This window comes from Streptomyces scabiei 87.22, from assembly GCF_000091305.1.
GTDB lineage: Bacteria > Actinomycetota > Actinomycetes > Streptomycetales > Streptomycetaceae > Streptomyces > Streptomyces scabiei.
The window spans coordinates 8,717,200-8,733,072 of record NC_013929.1 but is presented as its reverse complement, the minus strand read 5'-3'; the positions used below and the strand labels follow the sequence as shown (position 1 = coordinate 8,733,072).

Here is a 15,873-nt window from a genome sequence, read left to right as displayed (position 1 = left end):
GATGCCCCCGCCGCGCTGCGCGGCCGACACCGGTCAATCCCCCCGCGCACGCTCCCTTCGCCCCGAGGCCGGACGCCGGGACGGCGGCGAGGACGGCCGGGGGCGGGAGCGCACCCAGGCGAGGAGGAGCACCGAGCACAGGGCGGCGAACGCGCACCACGTGGAGACGAACTGCAGCCGCCACAGCGTCCAGCAGGCCACGGCACCGACGGCGGCCACGATGCCCAGGGCCGTGAGCCACCGGTCACCGGAGAGGAGCAGCGAGCCCACCGTCGCGAGGAGGTAGCCCGCGACGAGGAGAACGGGATGGGAGAGGGCGACCGTGTAGCCGATGGTGTGGCCGCGGATCTCGGCCGTCACCGGCCCGTCGACGAGGCCGCGGGTGAGCGGCACGGCGGTCACGACACCGAGGGCGAGGAGTACGGCGAGCCGGTTGCGGGCGGAGGGCGGGGCCGCGCACCACACGTCGGCGGGCACCCAGACGGCCAGCAGCGGAAGCGCGACGACGGCCCAGGCGACGGTGGCCGCCCCGCCTCCCCCGCCCGAGGACCAGACAGCCGCCTCCACGATCTGGTGCGCCCCCAGCAGCAACGGCAGCGCGGCGAGCGGCAGGTCCCGCACATCGCGCACCAGCGCCACACAGGCCGCCCCGACGGCCGCGACCCCGGTACCGGCCGTCGCACTCCAGCACATCGCGCCACCATCGGGTCGACCGTCATCAGCGCGGCCACGGTACGTCGCACGCCGCGCGGGGGCGCGGGACGACACGGAGGCCAGGACGACACGGAGGTCAGGAGGGTCACGGGCGGTCCGCATCACTGCCGGGACGACCCTCGTCGTCCCACCCGCACGCGCTCCCGTGATGTGTTTTTGATGGGTTTCCGCGCAGTGAACGACATTGAACGACCAGGTGCGGCTCCGCAGACTGGCAGGGACACCAGGCTGCGAAAGGAACCTCGATGCTCCCCATCACCGCGGCGCACCGGGTCCGGCCGACCGAGGCGGACTGTGATCTCGGCGCGTTCCGCACGCTCGTCGAGCAGCGCACCGACCCCGCCGAGCACCCCTCGGCCGACCGGGTCGAGCACGATGTGCCGCTCTACGACAGCGCCCGGCTCCGCGTCCTCACCGCCACACCGGAGGGCCGTCGGGACGTCCGGGCCGAGCTGGCCCGGACCCTGCTGGACGGCCCCGGAATCGTCGTGTTCAAGGGCGCGTTCACGGATCCGGCCGTCGTGGACCGGGCGTCCGCCGTCTTCCGGGACCTGATCGAGGAGGAGCGCGGCGCGGGCACCGCGCGGGGCGACCACTTCGCGAAGCCCGGCGCCAACGACCGCGTCTGGCGCGCGCTGGACAAGATGGCCGTGCGCGCGCCGGACGTCTTCGCCGACTACTACTCCAACGACATGCTGGCCCTGATCGCCGAAGCCTGGCTCGGCCCCGCCTACCAGATCACCTCACAGATCAACGTGGTCAACCCGGGCGGCGCCGCCCAGAGCCCGCACCGCGACTACCACCTCGGGTTCCTCTCCCAGCAGCAGGCGGCCGCCTACCCCGCGCACGTCCACCGCCTCTCCCCCGTCCTCACCCTCCAGGGCGCTGTCGCCCACTGCGACATGCCCGTCGAGTCCGGGCCCACGCTCTACCTGCCGCACTCCCAGAAGTACGAGCCGGGCTACCTCGCCTGGCGACTGCCGGAGTTCGTCGCGTACTTCGACGCCCATCACGTCCAACTGCCCCTCGACAAGGGGGACGCGGCGTTCTTCAACCCGGCGCTGTTCCACGCCGCCGGGCACAACCGCTCGTCGGACGTCCGCCGCATGGCCAACCTGCTCCAGATCTCGTCGGCCTTCGGTCGCGCCATGGAGACCGTGGACCGGGACGCGATGGCCGAGGCCGTCTTCCCCGTCCTGGCGCACCGCAGATCCGAGGGCGCCGCCGAGGACTGGCTGCGCCGCGTCGTCGCCGCCACCGCCGAGGGCTACCCCTTCCCCACCGACCTGGACCTCGACCCGCCCCTCGGCGGCCTCGCCCCGGCGTCCCAGGCCGACGTGCTCTGGCAGGCCGTCAGCGAGAACTGGACCCCGGACCGGCTGCACCGCGCACTCACGGCCGCCCGCCACCGCCGAGGACACTGAAGGAGCCCACGCCCGACGGCGCGCTGATGCTGCCGCTGTGGCTATGACAGCAGCGGCAGCGGCAGCGGCAGCGCATGAACCCGCGCACCGCACGGTGCGGATGCCGTCGCGAGGGGTTGACGGCGACGGGTGTGACGGTCACCTTCGATAAGGCACCCTCGCGGGAGCGCTCCCACGCTGCACGCCCCCACGCACCCCCACCGCTGCGTCGAAGGGACGACCATGCGCACACCTCGCCACATGTCCCGGCGGACCTTGGTGGCGGCCGGCGCCGCCGGCCTCGCCGCCACCGTCGTGTCCCCCGCATCAGCCACCGTACGCACCGCCGGAACAGGGTCGCCGTCGGCCGGGTTCCACACCGTCGGCCGGGTGGAGAGGACCGCGGACGGGTCCGTGCGGTACAGCTGGCCCGGCATCTCCTTCGAGGGAAGATTCCGCGGGACCGGCGTCGGAGTGGTCCTCGACGACGCCGACAACGACTACGACGTCCAGGTGGACGGGGAGACGGTGGCCACCCTCGTCACCCCGGGCCGGACCGTCTCCTGGATCCACGGCCTGGCCGACACCCGGCACCGCGTGCGGGTCGTGAAGCGGACGGAGAGCCCCTGGGCGGCCGGCCGCTTCGGCGGCTTCGTCGCGGCCTCCGGCGGCGCGATTCTCGCGAGGCCACGGGCGCGCGAGCGACAGATCGAATTCATCGGTGATTCGTACACCGCCGGTTACGGAAACATGTCCACCACCCAGGACTGCTCCGGAAACGGTGGTGTCAACCGGAACAGCAACGCCGATCTTTCCTTCGGCGCGCTGACGGCCCGGAAACTCGACGCCGATGTCCAGATCAACGCCTTCTCCGGCCGGGGAATGGTCCGGAATTACAACGGCGGTGAACCGGGCACCGATTTCCGCACCTTCTACGACCGGGCCCTGCTGAACGTCGAGGGTGATGTCTGGCGGAAGCCGGAGAGCTGGCGTCCGCGGGTCGTCGTGATCGGACTCGGGATCAACGACTTCTCGACGCCCCTCAATCCCGGGGAACGCTGGAGTACGACGGCCGACCTGGTGGCCGCCTACGAGAGCGCCTATCACGGGTTCCTCGACAAGCTGCGTACCCGCTACGGGCGCGGCACGTTCCTGGTGGTCGCCGCCGCCCGCATCTGGAACACGACCGTGTTCGAGGAGGCCACCCGGCGGATCGTCGAGGAGCGCCGCCGTCGGGGGGACCGCCGGACCAGCCACTGGTACTACGACGATCCCGGCCTCGATCACCTGGGCTGCGACTGGCATCCCTCGCTGAACGACCACCGGATCGTCTCCGGACTGCTGGACGGCCATCTCGCGGGGCTGCCGCTGCGCTGGTAGCGGGAGGCCGGGCGGTGTGCCGCGCGGGCTCAGGCCGTCAGGGCCCGCCCGGGCCTCAACGTGTGGACCAGGTCGGCGTGGTGCAACGTCACCACGGGGGCCAGGAGGTCCGGGTGGCGCAGCAGCGCGGCGGCCCGTCGGTCGAGTTCGTCGGGGGTGAGGAGGCGGCGGAAAGCGGCGGGTGAGCCGGTGGTGTGCGGGGAGCCGGCGAGGGCGGCCACGGCGGCGTGGGCCAGGCCGGGGTCGGCGAGCAGACAGGCCGCCCAGCTGGCGACGACCTCGTCGACCCAGGTCCGCCAGGCGTACTCGTCCGGGGTGAGGTGTTCGTCGAAGCCGGTGATCCAGTCGAGCCGGGCGGTGCCGCCCGGTCCGGCCATCCCGACGAGCGCGGCGTCCGTCGGCGTGGGGTAGCGCAGCCACGCGGCCACGGTGACGGCCTGGCGGGCCTGTGCCTCGCAGAGGGCGCCGTCCAGGGCGCCGCCGCCGGCCGGGTAGGCACGCGTCAGCCATTGGGTGGTCGCCGCTATGAGCGGGGAGAGGTCTGCGAGCAATCTGGGCCGTCCGTGGGAGCTGGGGAACGCGTGGCACAACGTAGTCGTGTGCCGTCGGGCCGGAAATGGCGCAGGCCACGGAACGGGCGTGTCCTGGGCCACATCCCCCCGGCGCACTGACTCACCGGGTCGTCAATACGACGCATTCGGGGCCGCGAGGGTTTCACTGACCTCCACAGAGATCCGGTCCGGTACGGCCGGCCGGGGCGTGCGGGTGAGGAGCGACGGAAATGGCACACGGTGGAGATGTCGTCGAGGAACTGAAGACCGACCACCGGGAGGTGGAGGAACTCTTCGGCAAGATCGAGGAATTGCCTTCCGGCGACTCGCGGCGCAAGGAGTACGCCGATCTCGTGACCATCGAGCTGGTACGTCATTCCGTGGCGGAGGAGGCGTATCTCTATCCGGCGGTACGCCGGCACGTACGCAACGGTGACGCGGTCGCCGACCGGGAGCTGGCGGATCACACGGCGGCCGAGCGCACCATGAAGGACCTGGAGCGGTGTGCCGCCGACGACCCGGAGTTCGACCGGCTGATCGCCCGGTTGGCGGCCGAGATCAGGCACCACGTCCGGGACGAGGAGAGCAATCTCTTCCCGCAGCTGGTGAAGTCGTGTTCGGCCGAGGTGCTGAACGACCTCGGCGACAAGGTCCGCCGGGCCAAGAAGCTGGCACCGACCCGCCCCCACCCGTCGGCCCCCACCAAGCCCCCGGCCAACAAGATCCTCGCACCGGGCCTCGGCCTCGTCGACCGGATGCGCGACGCACTGACCGGCCGCGGCAAGGAGTCCTGACCGGGCGGGCCGAGCGGGCGCCCGCGCCGCCGGCGGAACCCGCCTCCCTTGTCACCCACGGACGAACAACGGCCTCTCTTGACTCATCTCCCGCACACAGAACGGTGAGGGACCCGGTCCGGCTCTCCTGCGCTGCCATATTCGGAAGCCACTTCGGAGGTGGCTGTGACGCTAGAGGTGACGACGTCCCGGGACAGGCGGGCGCTGGAGCGGGCCGACGGCCGGGACACCGACCCGGTCGCCGGCCGTACGGTCGACCGGACCGCCGACCGCATCGCCGACCTGGAGGGCCGCCGCATCCGGGCGGTCGCACCGGCCGGGGCGCGGAGACGCGGGGAGTACGGCGCCCGGGAGCGCGTCGACCTGCTGCTGGACACCGGTTCGTTCACGGAGACGGGCCAGTTCGTGCGGGCCCGCCCCGCCGAGGGCGCCGGCCCGCGGCCGTACGGCGACGGCGTGGTCACCGGGCACGGCACGATCGACGGCAGGCCCGTCTGTGTCTTCGCCCAGGACTCCACGGTGTTCGGCGGCAGCATGGGCGAGGCGTTCGGCGAGAAGACGATCGCGCTGATGGACCTCGCCCTGAAGACGGGCTGCCCCGTCGTCGGACTCAACGACGGCGGCGGCGCCCGGATCCAGGAGGGCGTCACCTCGCTCGCCCTCTACGCCGAGCTGGTGCGCCGCAACGTCCGGGCGTCCGGCGTGATCCCGCAGATCTCGGTCGTCCTCGGCCCGTGCGCCGGCGGGGCCGCGTACTCGCCCGCCATCACCGACTTCACCGTGATGGTGGACGGCACCTCGCACATGTTCGTCACCGGGCCCGACGTCATCGAGACGGTCACCGGCGAACGCACCGGCGCCGAGGAACTGGGCGGCGCCCGCACCAGCAACACCGTCAACGGCAACGCCCACTTCCTCGCCGCCGACGAGGTGGACGCCCTCGACACCGTGCGGGACCTGCTGTCGTACCTGCCCGCCAACAACGCGGAGCGGCCCCCGCAGTACACACCGGGGGCCGCGCCCGCCGGTCTCGGGCTGGACGCGGTGGTGCCGGACCGGCTCGCCGAGGTCTACGACATGCGGGACGTCCTGCGCGCGGTCGTCGACGACGGTGAACTCCTGGAGATCCACGAGCTGTTCGCGCCGAACATCATCTGCGCGCTGGCCCTGGTCGAGGGCGCCACGGTCGGCATCGTCGCCAACCAGCCCCTGCACACGGCCGGTGTCCTCGACATCGACGCCTCCGAGAAGGCCGCCCGGTTCGTGCGGTTCTGCGACGCGTTCGGCATCCCCCTGCTGACCTTCGCCGACGTCCCCGGCTATCTCTCCGGCGTCCGCCAGGAACAGGCCGGCATCATCCGCCGCGGCGCGAAACTCCTGTACGCGTACGCCGAGGCGACCGTCCCCAAGGTCACGGTGGTGGTGCGCAAGGCGTACGGCGGCGGCTACGCGGTGATGGGGTCCAAGCATCTCGGCGCCGACATCAACCTGGCCTGGCCCACCGCCCGGATCGCGGTCATGGGCGCCGAGGGCGCGGTGGGTGTCCTGCACCGCCGCGAACTCGCCGCCGCGGCCGACCCGGAGGCCCTGCGCGCCCGCCTCGTCACCGCGTACGAGAGCACCTACGGGACCCCGTACCTGGCCGCCGAGCGCGGTTACGTCGACGCGGTCATCGCCCCGCGCGACACCCGCGCCCACATCTGCCGGGCCCTGCGCGCCCTGCGGGGCAAGCGCGCCCCCATGCCGGAGCGCCGCCACGGCAACATCCCGCTCTGAGCGGGCCCTCGACCCGGTGTGCCGCGCCGTCGACGGCCACCGGCGACGCCGCCCGTGACGCGTCCCCGTGAACCACCCGCAAGCCGTCCCCGCGACGTGAGGAGCCATGCCCGATGGACAGCCGACGCCCCCCGCTCGCGCCCGTGTTCCGCAGTCTGCCGGAGTACGTGCGGCACTGGGCCGAGACCACCCCCGACCGCCGGGCGTTCACCTTCGTCGACCATCCGGCTCCGCATTCGCGGGGCGTCCACCGCACCCTGACCTGGCGCAGGCTGGATCTGCGGATGCGGGCCGTGGCCGCCCGGCTCGCGGCGGAGGCCAAGCCGGGGGCGCGGGTCGCGGTGCTGTGCCCGCAGGGCACGGACTACGTCACCGCCTTCCTCGGGGCGCTCGCCGCCGGCCTGGTCGCCGTACCGCTGCACCCGCCCGGTCTGCCCGGCCAGGGCGACCGGCTGTCGGCGGTCCTGACGGACGCGTCCCCGGCGGTCGTCGTCACGACCGGCCAAGCCCTCGCCGAGGTGCGCGCGGCGTGCGCGGGACGGGACATGAAGGTTGTCGCCGTCGACCAGGTGCCCGACGCCGCGGCCGGCGAAGCGCGGGCCCCGGTGCCCGACGCCGACGCCCTCGCCTACCTCCAGTACACCTCCGGCTCGACCCGCACCCCGGCCGGCGTGGAGATCACCCATGGCAATGTCGTCGCCAACGCCCGCCAGGCGCTGGCCGCCTACGGTGCCGACGCGCATCCGGTGACGTTCGTGGGCTGGCTGCCGCTCTACCACGACATGGGCCTGGTGCTGAGTGTCGCGGCCCCGGTGGTGCGCGGGCTGCTGTCGGTGCTCATGGACCCCGTGGCGTTCCTGCACGAGCCGGCGCGCTGGCTGCGGCTGCTGGCCGCGCACCCGCGCGCGTTGAGCGCGGCGCCCAACTTCGCCTACGACTACTGCGCCGCGACGGTCACCGAGGCACAGAAGGCCGGACTGCGGCTGGGCGGGGTCCACGCGCTGATCAACGGCAGCGAGCCGGTGCGCCCCGGCACGGCGGACCGTTTCCACGCCGCGTTCGCCGCGCAGGGGCTCCCCGCGGGGACGCACTGTCCGTCGTACGGGCTGGCGGAGGCGACCGTCTTCGTCAGTGCCGCCCGGCCCGGGGGCCCGGTGCGCGCGTTCGCGCTCGACCGTGACGCCCTGGCGGCGGGCAGGGCCCTGCCCGCACGGCCCGACGACCCGAGGGCGGTGCTGCTGGCCGGCTGCGGCACGCCGGCGGGCCAGCGGATACGCATCACGGACCCGGTGTCCCGGGCCGCGACGGCGGACGGCGAGGTCGGCGAGATCTGGGTGCGCGGGCCCAACGTGGGGCGGGGGTACCGGGGCCAGGAGGGGCTGACGCGGCGCGTCTTCGGCGCCGAACCGGCCGGGGTCACGGCGGAGCCGGGCGCGTGGCTGCGGACCGGTGACCTGGGGACGGTGCTGGACGGGCAGTTGCTCGTCACCGGGCGGCTGAAGGACCTCATCGTCGTCGACGGACGCAACCACTACCCGCAGGACGTGGAGGCCACGGCCCAGGAGACGCATCCGGCCGTGCGGCGGGACCGGCTCGCCGCGTTCGGGGTGCCGGACGGCTCCGGGGAACGGGTGGTCGTGGTCGCGGAGCACGCGCGCGGCGTGCCGGTCGCCGACCTCGACGTACCGGCCCTCGTACGGACCGTGCGCGCGGCCGTCTCCGCCCGGCACGGGCTGCGGCTCGCCGACGTCGTCCTCGTCCCGCCGGGGACGGTGCCCCGTACGTCCAGCGGGAAGGTCTCGCGGACGCTGACCCGGGAACGCTATCTGGCCGGTGCCTATGCGGCGGGGGTCGCGGGATGAGGGCCGTCGGGGACGGCGCGGCGGGCGGGCTGCGGCGGCTGATCGCCGAGCGGGTGGCCCTCTGGGGCGGCACGGCCGCCGCGGACGTGCCGATGGACCGGCCGCTCGCGGATCTCGGCATGTCCTCGCGGGAGGCGGTCGCCCTCGCCGGGGAGCTGTCCCGGGCGACGGGCCGGGAGCTGCCGGCGACGCTGCTGTGGGAGGCGACCACCGGGGACGCGCTGGTGGCGCTGCTGTGCGGTACGCGGACGGACCCCGCCTCCGCTCCGGGCCCGCCCCCGGGGGCTCCCGTGTCGCCCGGCGAACCGGTCGCGGTGGTCGGGGTCGGCTGCCGGCTGCCCGGAGGTGTGCGCGGGCCGGCGGAGTACTGGCGGGCGCTCCTCGACGGCGTCGACGCGATCCGGCGGGTCCCGGAGGACCGCTGGCGGGACTTCACGCCGTACCCGCCCGCCGACGCGCTCCCCTTCGGCGGCTACCTGGACGACATCGCCGGGTTCGACGCGGACTTCTTCCGGATCACCCCGCGCGAGGCCGCGGTGATGGACCCGCAGCAGCGGATCCTGCTGGAGGTGGTCCACGAGACGCTCGATCATGCCGCCGTCCCGGCCGCGTCCCTCTCGGGCAGCGCCACCGGTGTCTTCGTCGGGGTCTCCGCGTCCGACTACGGGCAGCTCACCGGCGCCGATCCGGCCGCCGTCGACCCCTGGGCGCCGGCCGGCGGGGCGCTGAGCGTGACGGCGGGGCGGCTGGCGTACGTCCTGGACACGCGCGGGCCGAGCATGGCCGTCGACACCGCCTGTTCGTCGTCGCTGGTGGCCGTGCACCACGCCTGTGTCAGCCTGCGCACGGGCGAGAGCGACCTCGCGATCGCCGCCGGGGTCAACCTGGTGCTCTCCCCGGCCGTCACGGTCGCGTTCCGGCGGGCGGGCGCCCTCGCACCCGACGGGCGGTGCAAGCCGTTCTCGGCGGCCGCCGACGGGATCGGCCGGGGCGAGGGGTGCGCGGCCGTCCTGCTGAAACGGCTCTGCGACGCCGAGCGGGACGGCGACCGGATCCTCGCCGTCGTGCGGGCCACCGCCGTCAACTCCGACGGCCGTTCGGGCGGCCTCCTGGCCCCCAACCCGGCCGCCCAACGGGCCCTGCTGACCACCGCCTGCGCCCGGGCCGGCCTCTCCCCCGCGCACATGGACCACGTCGAGGCCCACGGCACCGGCACCCCGCTCGGCGACCCGATCGAGGCGGGCGCGCTCGGTGCCGTCCTCGGCCGCGGCCGTGACCCCGACCAGCCCCTGCTGCTCGGCTCCGTCAAGGGCAACCTGGGCCACCTGGAGTCCGCCGCGGGCATGGCCGGACTGGTGAAGACGGTGCTCGCGCTCCACCACGACCTGATCCCGCCCACGCTGCACTGCGCCGGGGGCAGCTCCCTGGAGGACGGCACACCGCTGCGGGTGGTGACGGAGGCCGAGCCGTGGCCCCGGTACGGCGGCACCGCCACGGCCGGGGTCTCCGGGTTCGGGTTCGGCGGCACCAACGCCCACGCGGTGCTGGAGGAGTGGCCGCCCGACGCCGCTCTCCCGCCCCCGGCACAGGAACCCGCCGCCCGCCTGCACCTCCTCTCCGACGCCGGTCCCGCCCGGGTCCGCGACACCGCCGCCCGGCTGGCCGACTGGCTGGACACGCCCGAGGGGCGCGCCGCACACCCGGGCGACGTGGCACGCACCCTCGCCGGACGCGCGGGCCGGGGAAGGGTGCGGGCCGCGGTCGTGGCCGGCGCTCCGGCCGAACTGGCCGACGGGTTGCGCGCGTTGGCCGGTGGGCAGCCGCACGCGCAGGTCGTCGTGGGCGACGGGGACCGCCTCGGGCCCGGCCCGGTGTGGGTGTTCTCCGGGTACGGCAGTCAGTGGCCCGGCATGGGGCGCCGGCTCCTCGCCGAGGAGCCGGCCTTCGCCGCCGCCGTGGAGAAGCTGGACGCGCAGCTGGCCCCTGAGTGCGGGTTCTCCCTCTACGACCAGCTGGCCACCGGCGGCGGCCTCGACCGCCTGGAGATCGCCCAACCCGTGCTCTTCGGGCTGCAGTTGGCGCTGGCGGAGCTGTGGCGGGCGCACGGCGCCGAGCCCGCCGCCGTCATCGGGCACTCCCTGGGCGAGGTGGCCGCCGCGGTGTGCGCGGGCGCGCTGGAGGTGGCGGACGGGGCTCGTGTGGTCGCCGTACGGGCCCGGCTGCTCGGCCGGCTGCGGGGCGGGGCCATGGCGGTGGTGGACCTCGCCGACGACGAACTCGACGCCCTGGCACGGGATTTCCCGGATGTTCATGTCGCCGTGCACTCCTCGCCCGGCCAGAAGGTCGTGACCGGCCGGGAGGAGCAGGTGGCCCGGCTGGTGAGCCGGCTGGAGGCCGAGGGGCGGGCCGCGCGGGCGATGCGGGTGGTCGGGGCGGGTCACTCGCCGCAGGTGGAGCCGCTGCTGCCGGAGCTGACGGCGGAGCTGGCGGACGTCCGGGGCGGACCCGCCCACGTCCCCGTGTACTCCACCGTGCTGGACGACCCGCGCGGCCACGGCGTGTTCGACGCGGCGCACTGGGCCGCCAATCTGCGCAGACCGGTACGTCTGGACCGGGCGGTCGCGGCAGCCGCCGCCGACGGCCACACCGCGTTCGTCGAACTCTCGCCCCACCCGGTCCTGACCCGGGCGATCACGGACACCGCGCCCGGGTCCCTCGCCCTCGGCACCCTCCGCCGCGATGCCGACTCCGCCGCGGGCTTCCTCACCCAGGTGGGCGTCCTGCACACCGCCGGGCTGCGGCTCCCCGTGCCCCCGGGCCGCGTCATCGACCTGCCCGGACCCCGCTGGCGGCACACGCGGCACTGGTGGACCGACCGGACGGCGGGCGGTGCGGCGCCGGAGCCGTCCGCCGCCGGGGCCGTGGACGCCGGGGCCGCCGCCCGGGATCACCTGGCGGCGCGGCCGGAGGAGGGGCGGACGGAGGACCGTACCTCGGTCACCGACCGGCTCCGCCACCGCATCGCCGCCGTCACCGGACACCCCGCGGCGCGCGTCACCCCGGCCACCGGCCTCGCCGAACTGGGCCTGGACTCCCTGATGGCCGTCCGTATCCGCACCGCCCTGGAACGCGAGTTCGGGATCCAGCTCCCCCTGCGCGACCTGCTGGGCGCGGGCACCGTCGAGGTCACGGCGGCCCGCATCCAGCGCGCACTGCCGGCCGGGGCGACGGCCACCGAGGAAACCACTCTCACCGGACTCCCCGGCCCCCACCCGCTGCTCCACCCCCTGCACGCCTCGGGCCCCTCCTCCCCGCTCTTCCTCGTCCACGCGGCGGGCGGCACCACCGACGTGTACCGGTCGCTCGTGGAACGGCTCGGCGGGGAACGGCCGGTGTACGGGCTGGAGCGGGCCGACGAGGCCCGTACGGTCGTCGAGAAGGCCCGCCGGTACGCCGACGCGGTGGCCGCCGCCCATCCCGAGGGGCCCTGCCTGCTGGGCGGTTGGTCGTTCGGCGGCTTCGTCGCCCAGGAGGCGGCGCGTCTGCTGACGGCCGCGGGGCGTGACGTACGGCTGGTGCTGCTCCTCGACTCCGTACGGCCGCTCCCCCGTCCCGAGGGCACCGGGGCCGAACGGATCCGCGCGCACTTCACCGGTTTCGCCCGCCACGTCGCCGACACGTACGGGGTCGCACTGGACCTGCCGTACGACGAGCTGGCCGCGACCGAGGACGACGCCGAGCGCATCGATGCCGTGCTGCGGGCTCTGAGCGGGGCGGCCGACGTCCCGTCGGCGGTCCTCGACCACCAACGGGCCTCCTATCTGGACCTGCGGATCGGCGAGGCGCACCGGCCGGGCCGGTACGACGGGCAGGTCGTGCTCTACCGGGCCACCGAGCCCGCCCCGCACACCGTGCGCGACCCCGCGTACGAGCGGGAGGACGAGGCGCTCGGGTGGGACGAGGTGTGCCCGCGCCTGACCGTCGTCCGGGTCGCGGGCCACCATCTCTCGCTGCTCGACCCGCCGTACGTCGACGAGATCGCCGCCGATCTGCGGTGGCGGCTCGCCGGGGAGACCCGCTGAACCGATCCGAGGAGAGCCGCCATGACCGACCCCGTGAACCACAGCCCCCGCACCGGCCGACGGAACGGCACCACCGGGTCGTCCCGGCGCTCCGTCACGAGAGCGGCCGCCGCCACCGCCCTGGCCGCCCTCGTCGGGGCCAGCACCGCGAGGACCGCCGCCGCGGCCACCCCCGGGACCGCACCCCGCGCCCGGACCGCGCCGGTACCCGGCGGCCGGTCCGTCACCCGCCTCGGCGCCCGGACCCTCGACGTCTCCCTCCCGTCCGCCGCCCTCGGCCGGAACGCCCCGGTCCGGCTGATCCTCCCCTCCTCCTTCGACGCGCGGCCCGCGCGGACCTACCCCGTGCTGTATCTGCTCCACGGCGCCCACGACGACCACACGTCGTGGACCCGTGAGACGGACATCGAGGCGTTCACGGCGGGCCGGGAACTGATCGTGGCGATGCCGGACGCGGGACCCACCGGCATCCCGACCGCCTGGCGCGACGGCCCGGACTACGAGACGTTCCAGGTCTCCGAGGTCCCGGCGCTGCTCGCCCGCGACTACCGCGCCTCCGGCGTCCGGGTGGTCGCCGGGGTCTCCACCGGCGGCTACGGCGCGATGGCGCACGCGGCGCGGCACCCGGGGACGTACGCGGCGGCGGCCTCGTACAGCGGCATCCTGGACACCATGGCACCCGGGGTGCCGAGCCTGATGGACGCCATCGTCGACCGCGAGAACCTGGCCCCCCGGTCGCTGTGGGGCAACCCGATCCTCGACCTTCTCACCTGGCGGGACTTCAACCCGCGTTCCCGGGCGGCGGGACTGCGCGGCACCGCCCTGTACGTGTCGAGCGGCAGCGGAGTGGTCGGCGGTCTCGGCGACTGGCTCCCGGAGGCGCTGGAGAGCCTGCTCTGGCCGTCCGCCCATGCCTTCACGGACACGCTCGCCCTGCTCCGCGTGCCGGTCACCACGCACTTCTACGCCGGCGGCGGGCACGGCTGGGCCTACTGGAAGCGGGAGTTCGGCGCCTCGTGGCCGATGCTCGCCGGTGCGTTGGGAGTGCCGGCGTGAGGCCGGTGCCGTCGGGGCACGGAACGGAGCGCGGGGGGCGTGCGTCCTACTCGGGAGTTGCCGCTCGCCCCACGGGCAACGGCCCGCGGGTGAGCCGCTTCCGGGTGAAAGGAGGGTCCGCCGTGGCGTCCCCCACTCCGCCGTACGGCGTACCGAACGGTCCCGGCGCCACCCCTGTGCCGCCCGAACTGGCCAGGCTGCTGCGCGACGAACTGGAGTCCGTCGCCGACGAGGTGGAGGAGGAGGTGTGCCGGCAGGTCCCGGAGTACGCCGCCCGGGCGGCCGACGAGGCGAGCCGCGCGCTCCTCAGGTCGGGGGTGGTGCAGGCGCTCACCCTGTTCGTCGACCACATCGCCGATCCGCGCGCCCGGGGGGACTCCATCGCCGCGATCTACCACGAGCTGGGACGCGGCGAGGCGCTGCTGGGCCACAGCCTCGAAACGCTGCAGTCCGCGCTGCGGGTCGGAGGGCTGCACGCCTGGCGGCTGCTGGGCCGTACCACGGAGGAACTCGGGCTGGACTCCTCGGTCATGGCCGGACTGGGCGAACTGGCGTTCCGGACCGTGCACGAGGTGGCCGAGGCCGCGGCGGCGGGGTATGCGGAGGGGCAGCTGCGCCGCACGGACGAACTGGAGCGGCGCCGGGGGCGGCTGCTCGCCCTGCTGCTGGGCGAGGGGCCGGTGTCCCCGGAGGCGGTGCGCGACCTGGCGCACGGCGCCCGCTGGTCGGTGCCGGCGCAGGTCGCGGTCGTCGTCCTCGCGGCCTCGCCCGACCAGCGGGAGGAGCGGCCGTTGGCGGCCGCCGGGGCGCTGGTGGACATGGAGTCCCGGCCGCCACGGATGCTCGTGCCCGACCCGGACGGCTCGGGCGGCTTCGGCGGCCGGGCGTTCACGCTCGCGCTGCGGGGGCGGCCGGCGGCGATCGGCCCCTCGGTTCCGCTCACGGAGGCCGCCCGTTCCCTGCGGTGGGCCACCCGCGCGCTCGGGCTGATGGGGCGCGGCATCCTGCCCCGGCAGGGCGTGGTGCGCTGCGCCGACCATCTGTCGACCCTGCTGCTGCACAGCGACGAACCGCTGCTCGCCCGGCTCCGGTCGCAGGTGCTGGCGCCGCTGGACACGGTCGCGGAGGGGCCGCGCGGCCGGCTCGCCGAGACCCTGCTGGCGTGGCTCCTCGGCGGCGGCAACGTGCCCGACGTCGCCGCCCGCCTCCACGTCCACCCGCAGACGGTTCGCTATCGCCTGCGGCAGCTGGAGAAGCTGTTCGGCGACGCCCTGCACGACCCGGTCACCCGTCTGGACCTCATCCTCGCCCTGCGGGCGGAGGCACTGCGGGACGACGACGCGTCCCCCGCATAGAAGAACCGACTCACCGGGGCCGACCCACTCTGCGTCGGCCCATATCTGGCTGCCCATTTCCGGCTGCCCAATTTCTGACTGCCCCTTTCGGGCCGCCCGCCTCCGGCTGCCTTTCTCGGGGAGACTCAACTCGGCACAAAAAAGGAGGTGAATACTGAATTCCCGTCCATAACACCGCGGCCGACCAGGCGAATACCTTCGGGACGTCCTTTTCCACAGGCGCTTCCACGCGCCCGACCCTCAAAGGATCCCCATGCGTATCCGCTTGTACCTCGCCGCCATCCCGTTGGTCGGCGGGGCCGGTCTGGCCGCCGTCGCGACCCCCACCGCCACGGCCGCCGCCTGCACGGACATCGACGTCGTCTCGGCTCGCGGCACCTTCGAGCCGGGCACGCTCGGCTTCATCGTCGGCGACCCCGTGTACGCGGCGCTGCAGAAGAAAGTCGCGGGCAAGTCACTGTCCAGCTACAAGGTGAACTATCCCGCCGACCTTTCGCCCACGTCGGCCGCGCAGGGCAACGCGGATCTGGTGAACCATGTCCGGAGCCAGGCCGCCTCCTGCCCGAACCAGCGTTTCGTTCTCGTCGGTTATTCGCAGGGCGCGAACGTCGTCGACAACTCCATCGGTATCAGCAGCGCCGGCGCGGTCGTCGGCAGTCCCATCGTGGCCACCCTTCCGGCGGCGCTGGAACCGAGGGTCTCCGCGGTGCTGCTGTTCGGCAACCCGATCCGCGCGATCGGCAAGAGCGTCACCGGCACCTACCAGAGCCGCACCATCGACTTCTGCGCCGCCGGTGACCCGGTCTGCGAGAACGGCGGCGGCGACGTGGGCGCCCACCTCGGCTACCGCGCGAACGCCGACGCGGCGGCGGCCTTCGCCGCGACCAAGATCTGACCCCG

General features: G+C 74.5%; 11 protein-coding genes. 9 read left to right on the top strand and 2 right to left on the bottom strand.

The genetic code is table 11. The features are described 5' to 3' along the window. Positions 1 to 33: 33 nt before the first annotated feature. Positions 34 to 693 carry a DUF6629 family protein gene (locus SCAB_RS37840; protein ID WP_013005317.1) on the bottom strand — a complete coding sequence of 220 codons (660 nt, stop codon included), beginning with the start codon at positions 691 to 693 and terminating at the stop codon, positions 34 to 36. 266 nt (positions 694 to 959) lie between these two features. Here SCAB_RS37840 and SCAB_RS37835 point away from each other — a divergent pair, with 266 nt between their 5' ends. Together SCAB_RS37835 and SCAB_RS37830 are read left to right on the top strand one after the other, a co-directional pair. Continuing rightward, on the top strand, positions 960 to 2,138 hold the full coding sequence (locus SCAB_RS37835; RefSeq protein ID WP_013005316.1) for a phytanoyl-CoA dioxygenase family protein: 1,179 nt from the start codon (positions 960 to 962) through the stop codon (positions 2,136 to 2,138). Between the two features lie 222 nt (positions 2,139 to 2,360). Beyond that, a complete protein-coding gene (locus SCAB_RS37830) occupies positions 2,361 to 3,497 on the top strand; it encodes an SGNH/GDSL hydrolase family protein (protein ID WP_013005315.1) in 1,137 nt (378 codons plus the stop codon). A gap of 29 nt (positions 3,498 to 3,526) precedes the next feature. On the opposite strand, the gene SCAB_RS37825 is transcribed toward SCAB_RS37830, so the two are convergent. Next, the gene (locus SCAB_RS37825) at positions 3,527 to 4,048 is read right to left on the bottom strand and encodes a hypothetical protein (protein WP_037727579.1); all 522 of its coding nucleotides are present in this window, start codon (positions 4,046 to 4,048) and stop codon (positions 3,527 to 3,529) included. A 230-nt stretch (positions 4,049 to 4,278) separates the two neighbouring features. Between SCAB_RS37825 and SCAB_RS37820 the strand changes: the two genes are divergently transcribed. From SCAB_RS37820 to SCAB_RS37790, 7 genes are all read left to right on the top strand, one after another. After that, on the top strand, positions 4,279 to 4,842 hold the full coding sequence (locus tag SCAB_RS37820) for a hemerythrin domain-containing protein (protein ID WP_013005313.1): 564 nt from the start codon (positions 4,279 to 4,281) through the stop codon (positions 4,840 to 4,842). Between the two features lie 204 nt (positions 4,843 to 5,046). Further along, positions 5,047 to 6,618 (top strand): acyl-CoA carboxylase subunit beta, encoded by a 1,572-nt coding sequence (locus tag SCAB_RS37815; RefSeq protein WP_046773806.1) that lies wholly within the window; start codon positions 5,047 to 5,049, stop codon positions 6,616 to 6,618. A 113-nt stretch (positions 6,619 to 6,731) separates the two neighbouring features. Beyond that, on the top strand, positions 6,732 to 8,480 hold the full coding sequence (locus SCAB_RS37810; RefSeq protein ID WP_037727578.1) for a fatty acyl-AMP ligase: 1,749 nt from the start codon (positions 6,732 to 6,734) through the stop codon (positions 8,478 to 8,480). Further along, positions 8,477 to 12,562 carry a type I polyketide synthase gene (locus SCAB_RS37805; RefSeq protein WP_013005310.1) on the top strand — a complete coding sequence of 1,362 codons (4,086 nt, stop codon included), beginning with the start codon at positions 8,477 to 8,479 and terminating at the stop codon, positions 12,560 to 12,562. Before SCAB_RS37810 ends, SCAB_RS37805 begins: the two co-directional genes overlap by 4 nt. Before the next feature lie 21 nt (positions 12,563 to 12,583). Next, a complete protein-coding gene (locus tag SCAB_RS37800; RefSeq protein ID WP_013005309.1) occupies positions 12,584 to 13,618 on the top strand; it encodes an alpha/beta hydrolase in 1,035 nt (344 codons plus the stop codon). 122 nt (positions 13,619 to 13,740) lie between these two features. Beyond that, complete coding sequence (locus tag SCAB_RS37795; protein WP_046773225.1) at positions 13,741 to 14,973, top strand: PucR family transcriptional regulator; 1,233 nt, start codon at positions 13,741 to 13,743, stop codon at positions 14,971 to 14,973. 253 nt (positions 14,974 to 15,226) lie between these two features. Beyond that, positions 15,227 to 15,868, top strand: coding sequence for a cutinase family protein (locus tag SCAB_RS37790; protein WP_013005307.1), 642 nt, complete (start codon positions 15,227 to 15,229; stop codon positions 15,866 to 15,868). The last annotated feature ends 5 nt before the right edge of the window (positions 15,869 to 15,873 follow it).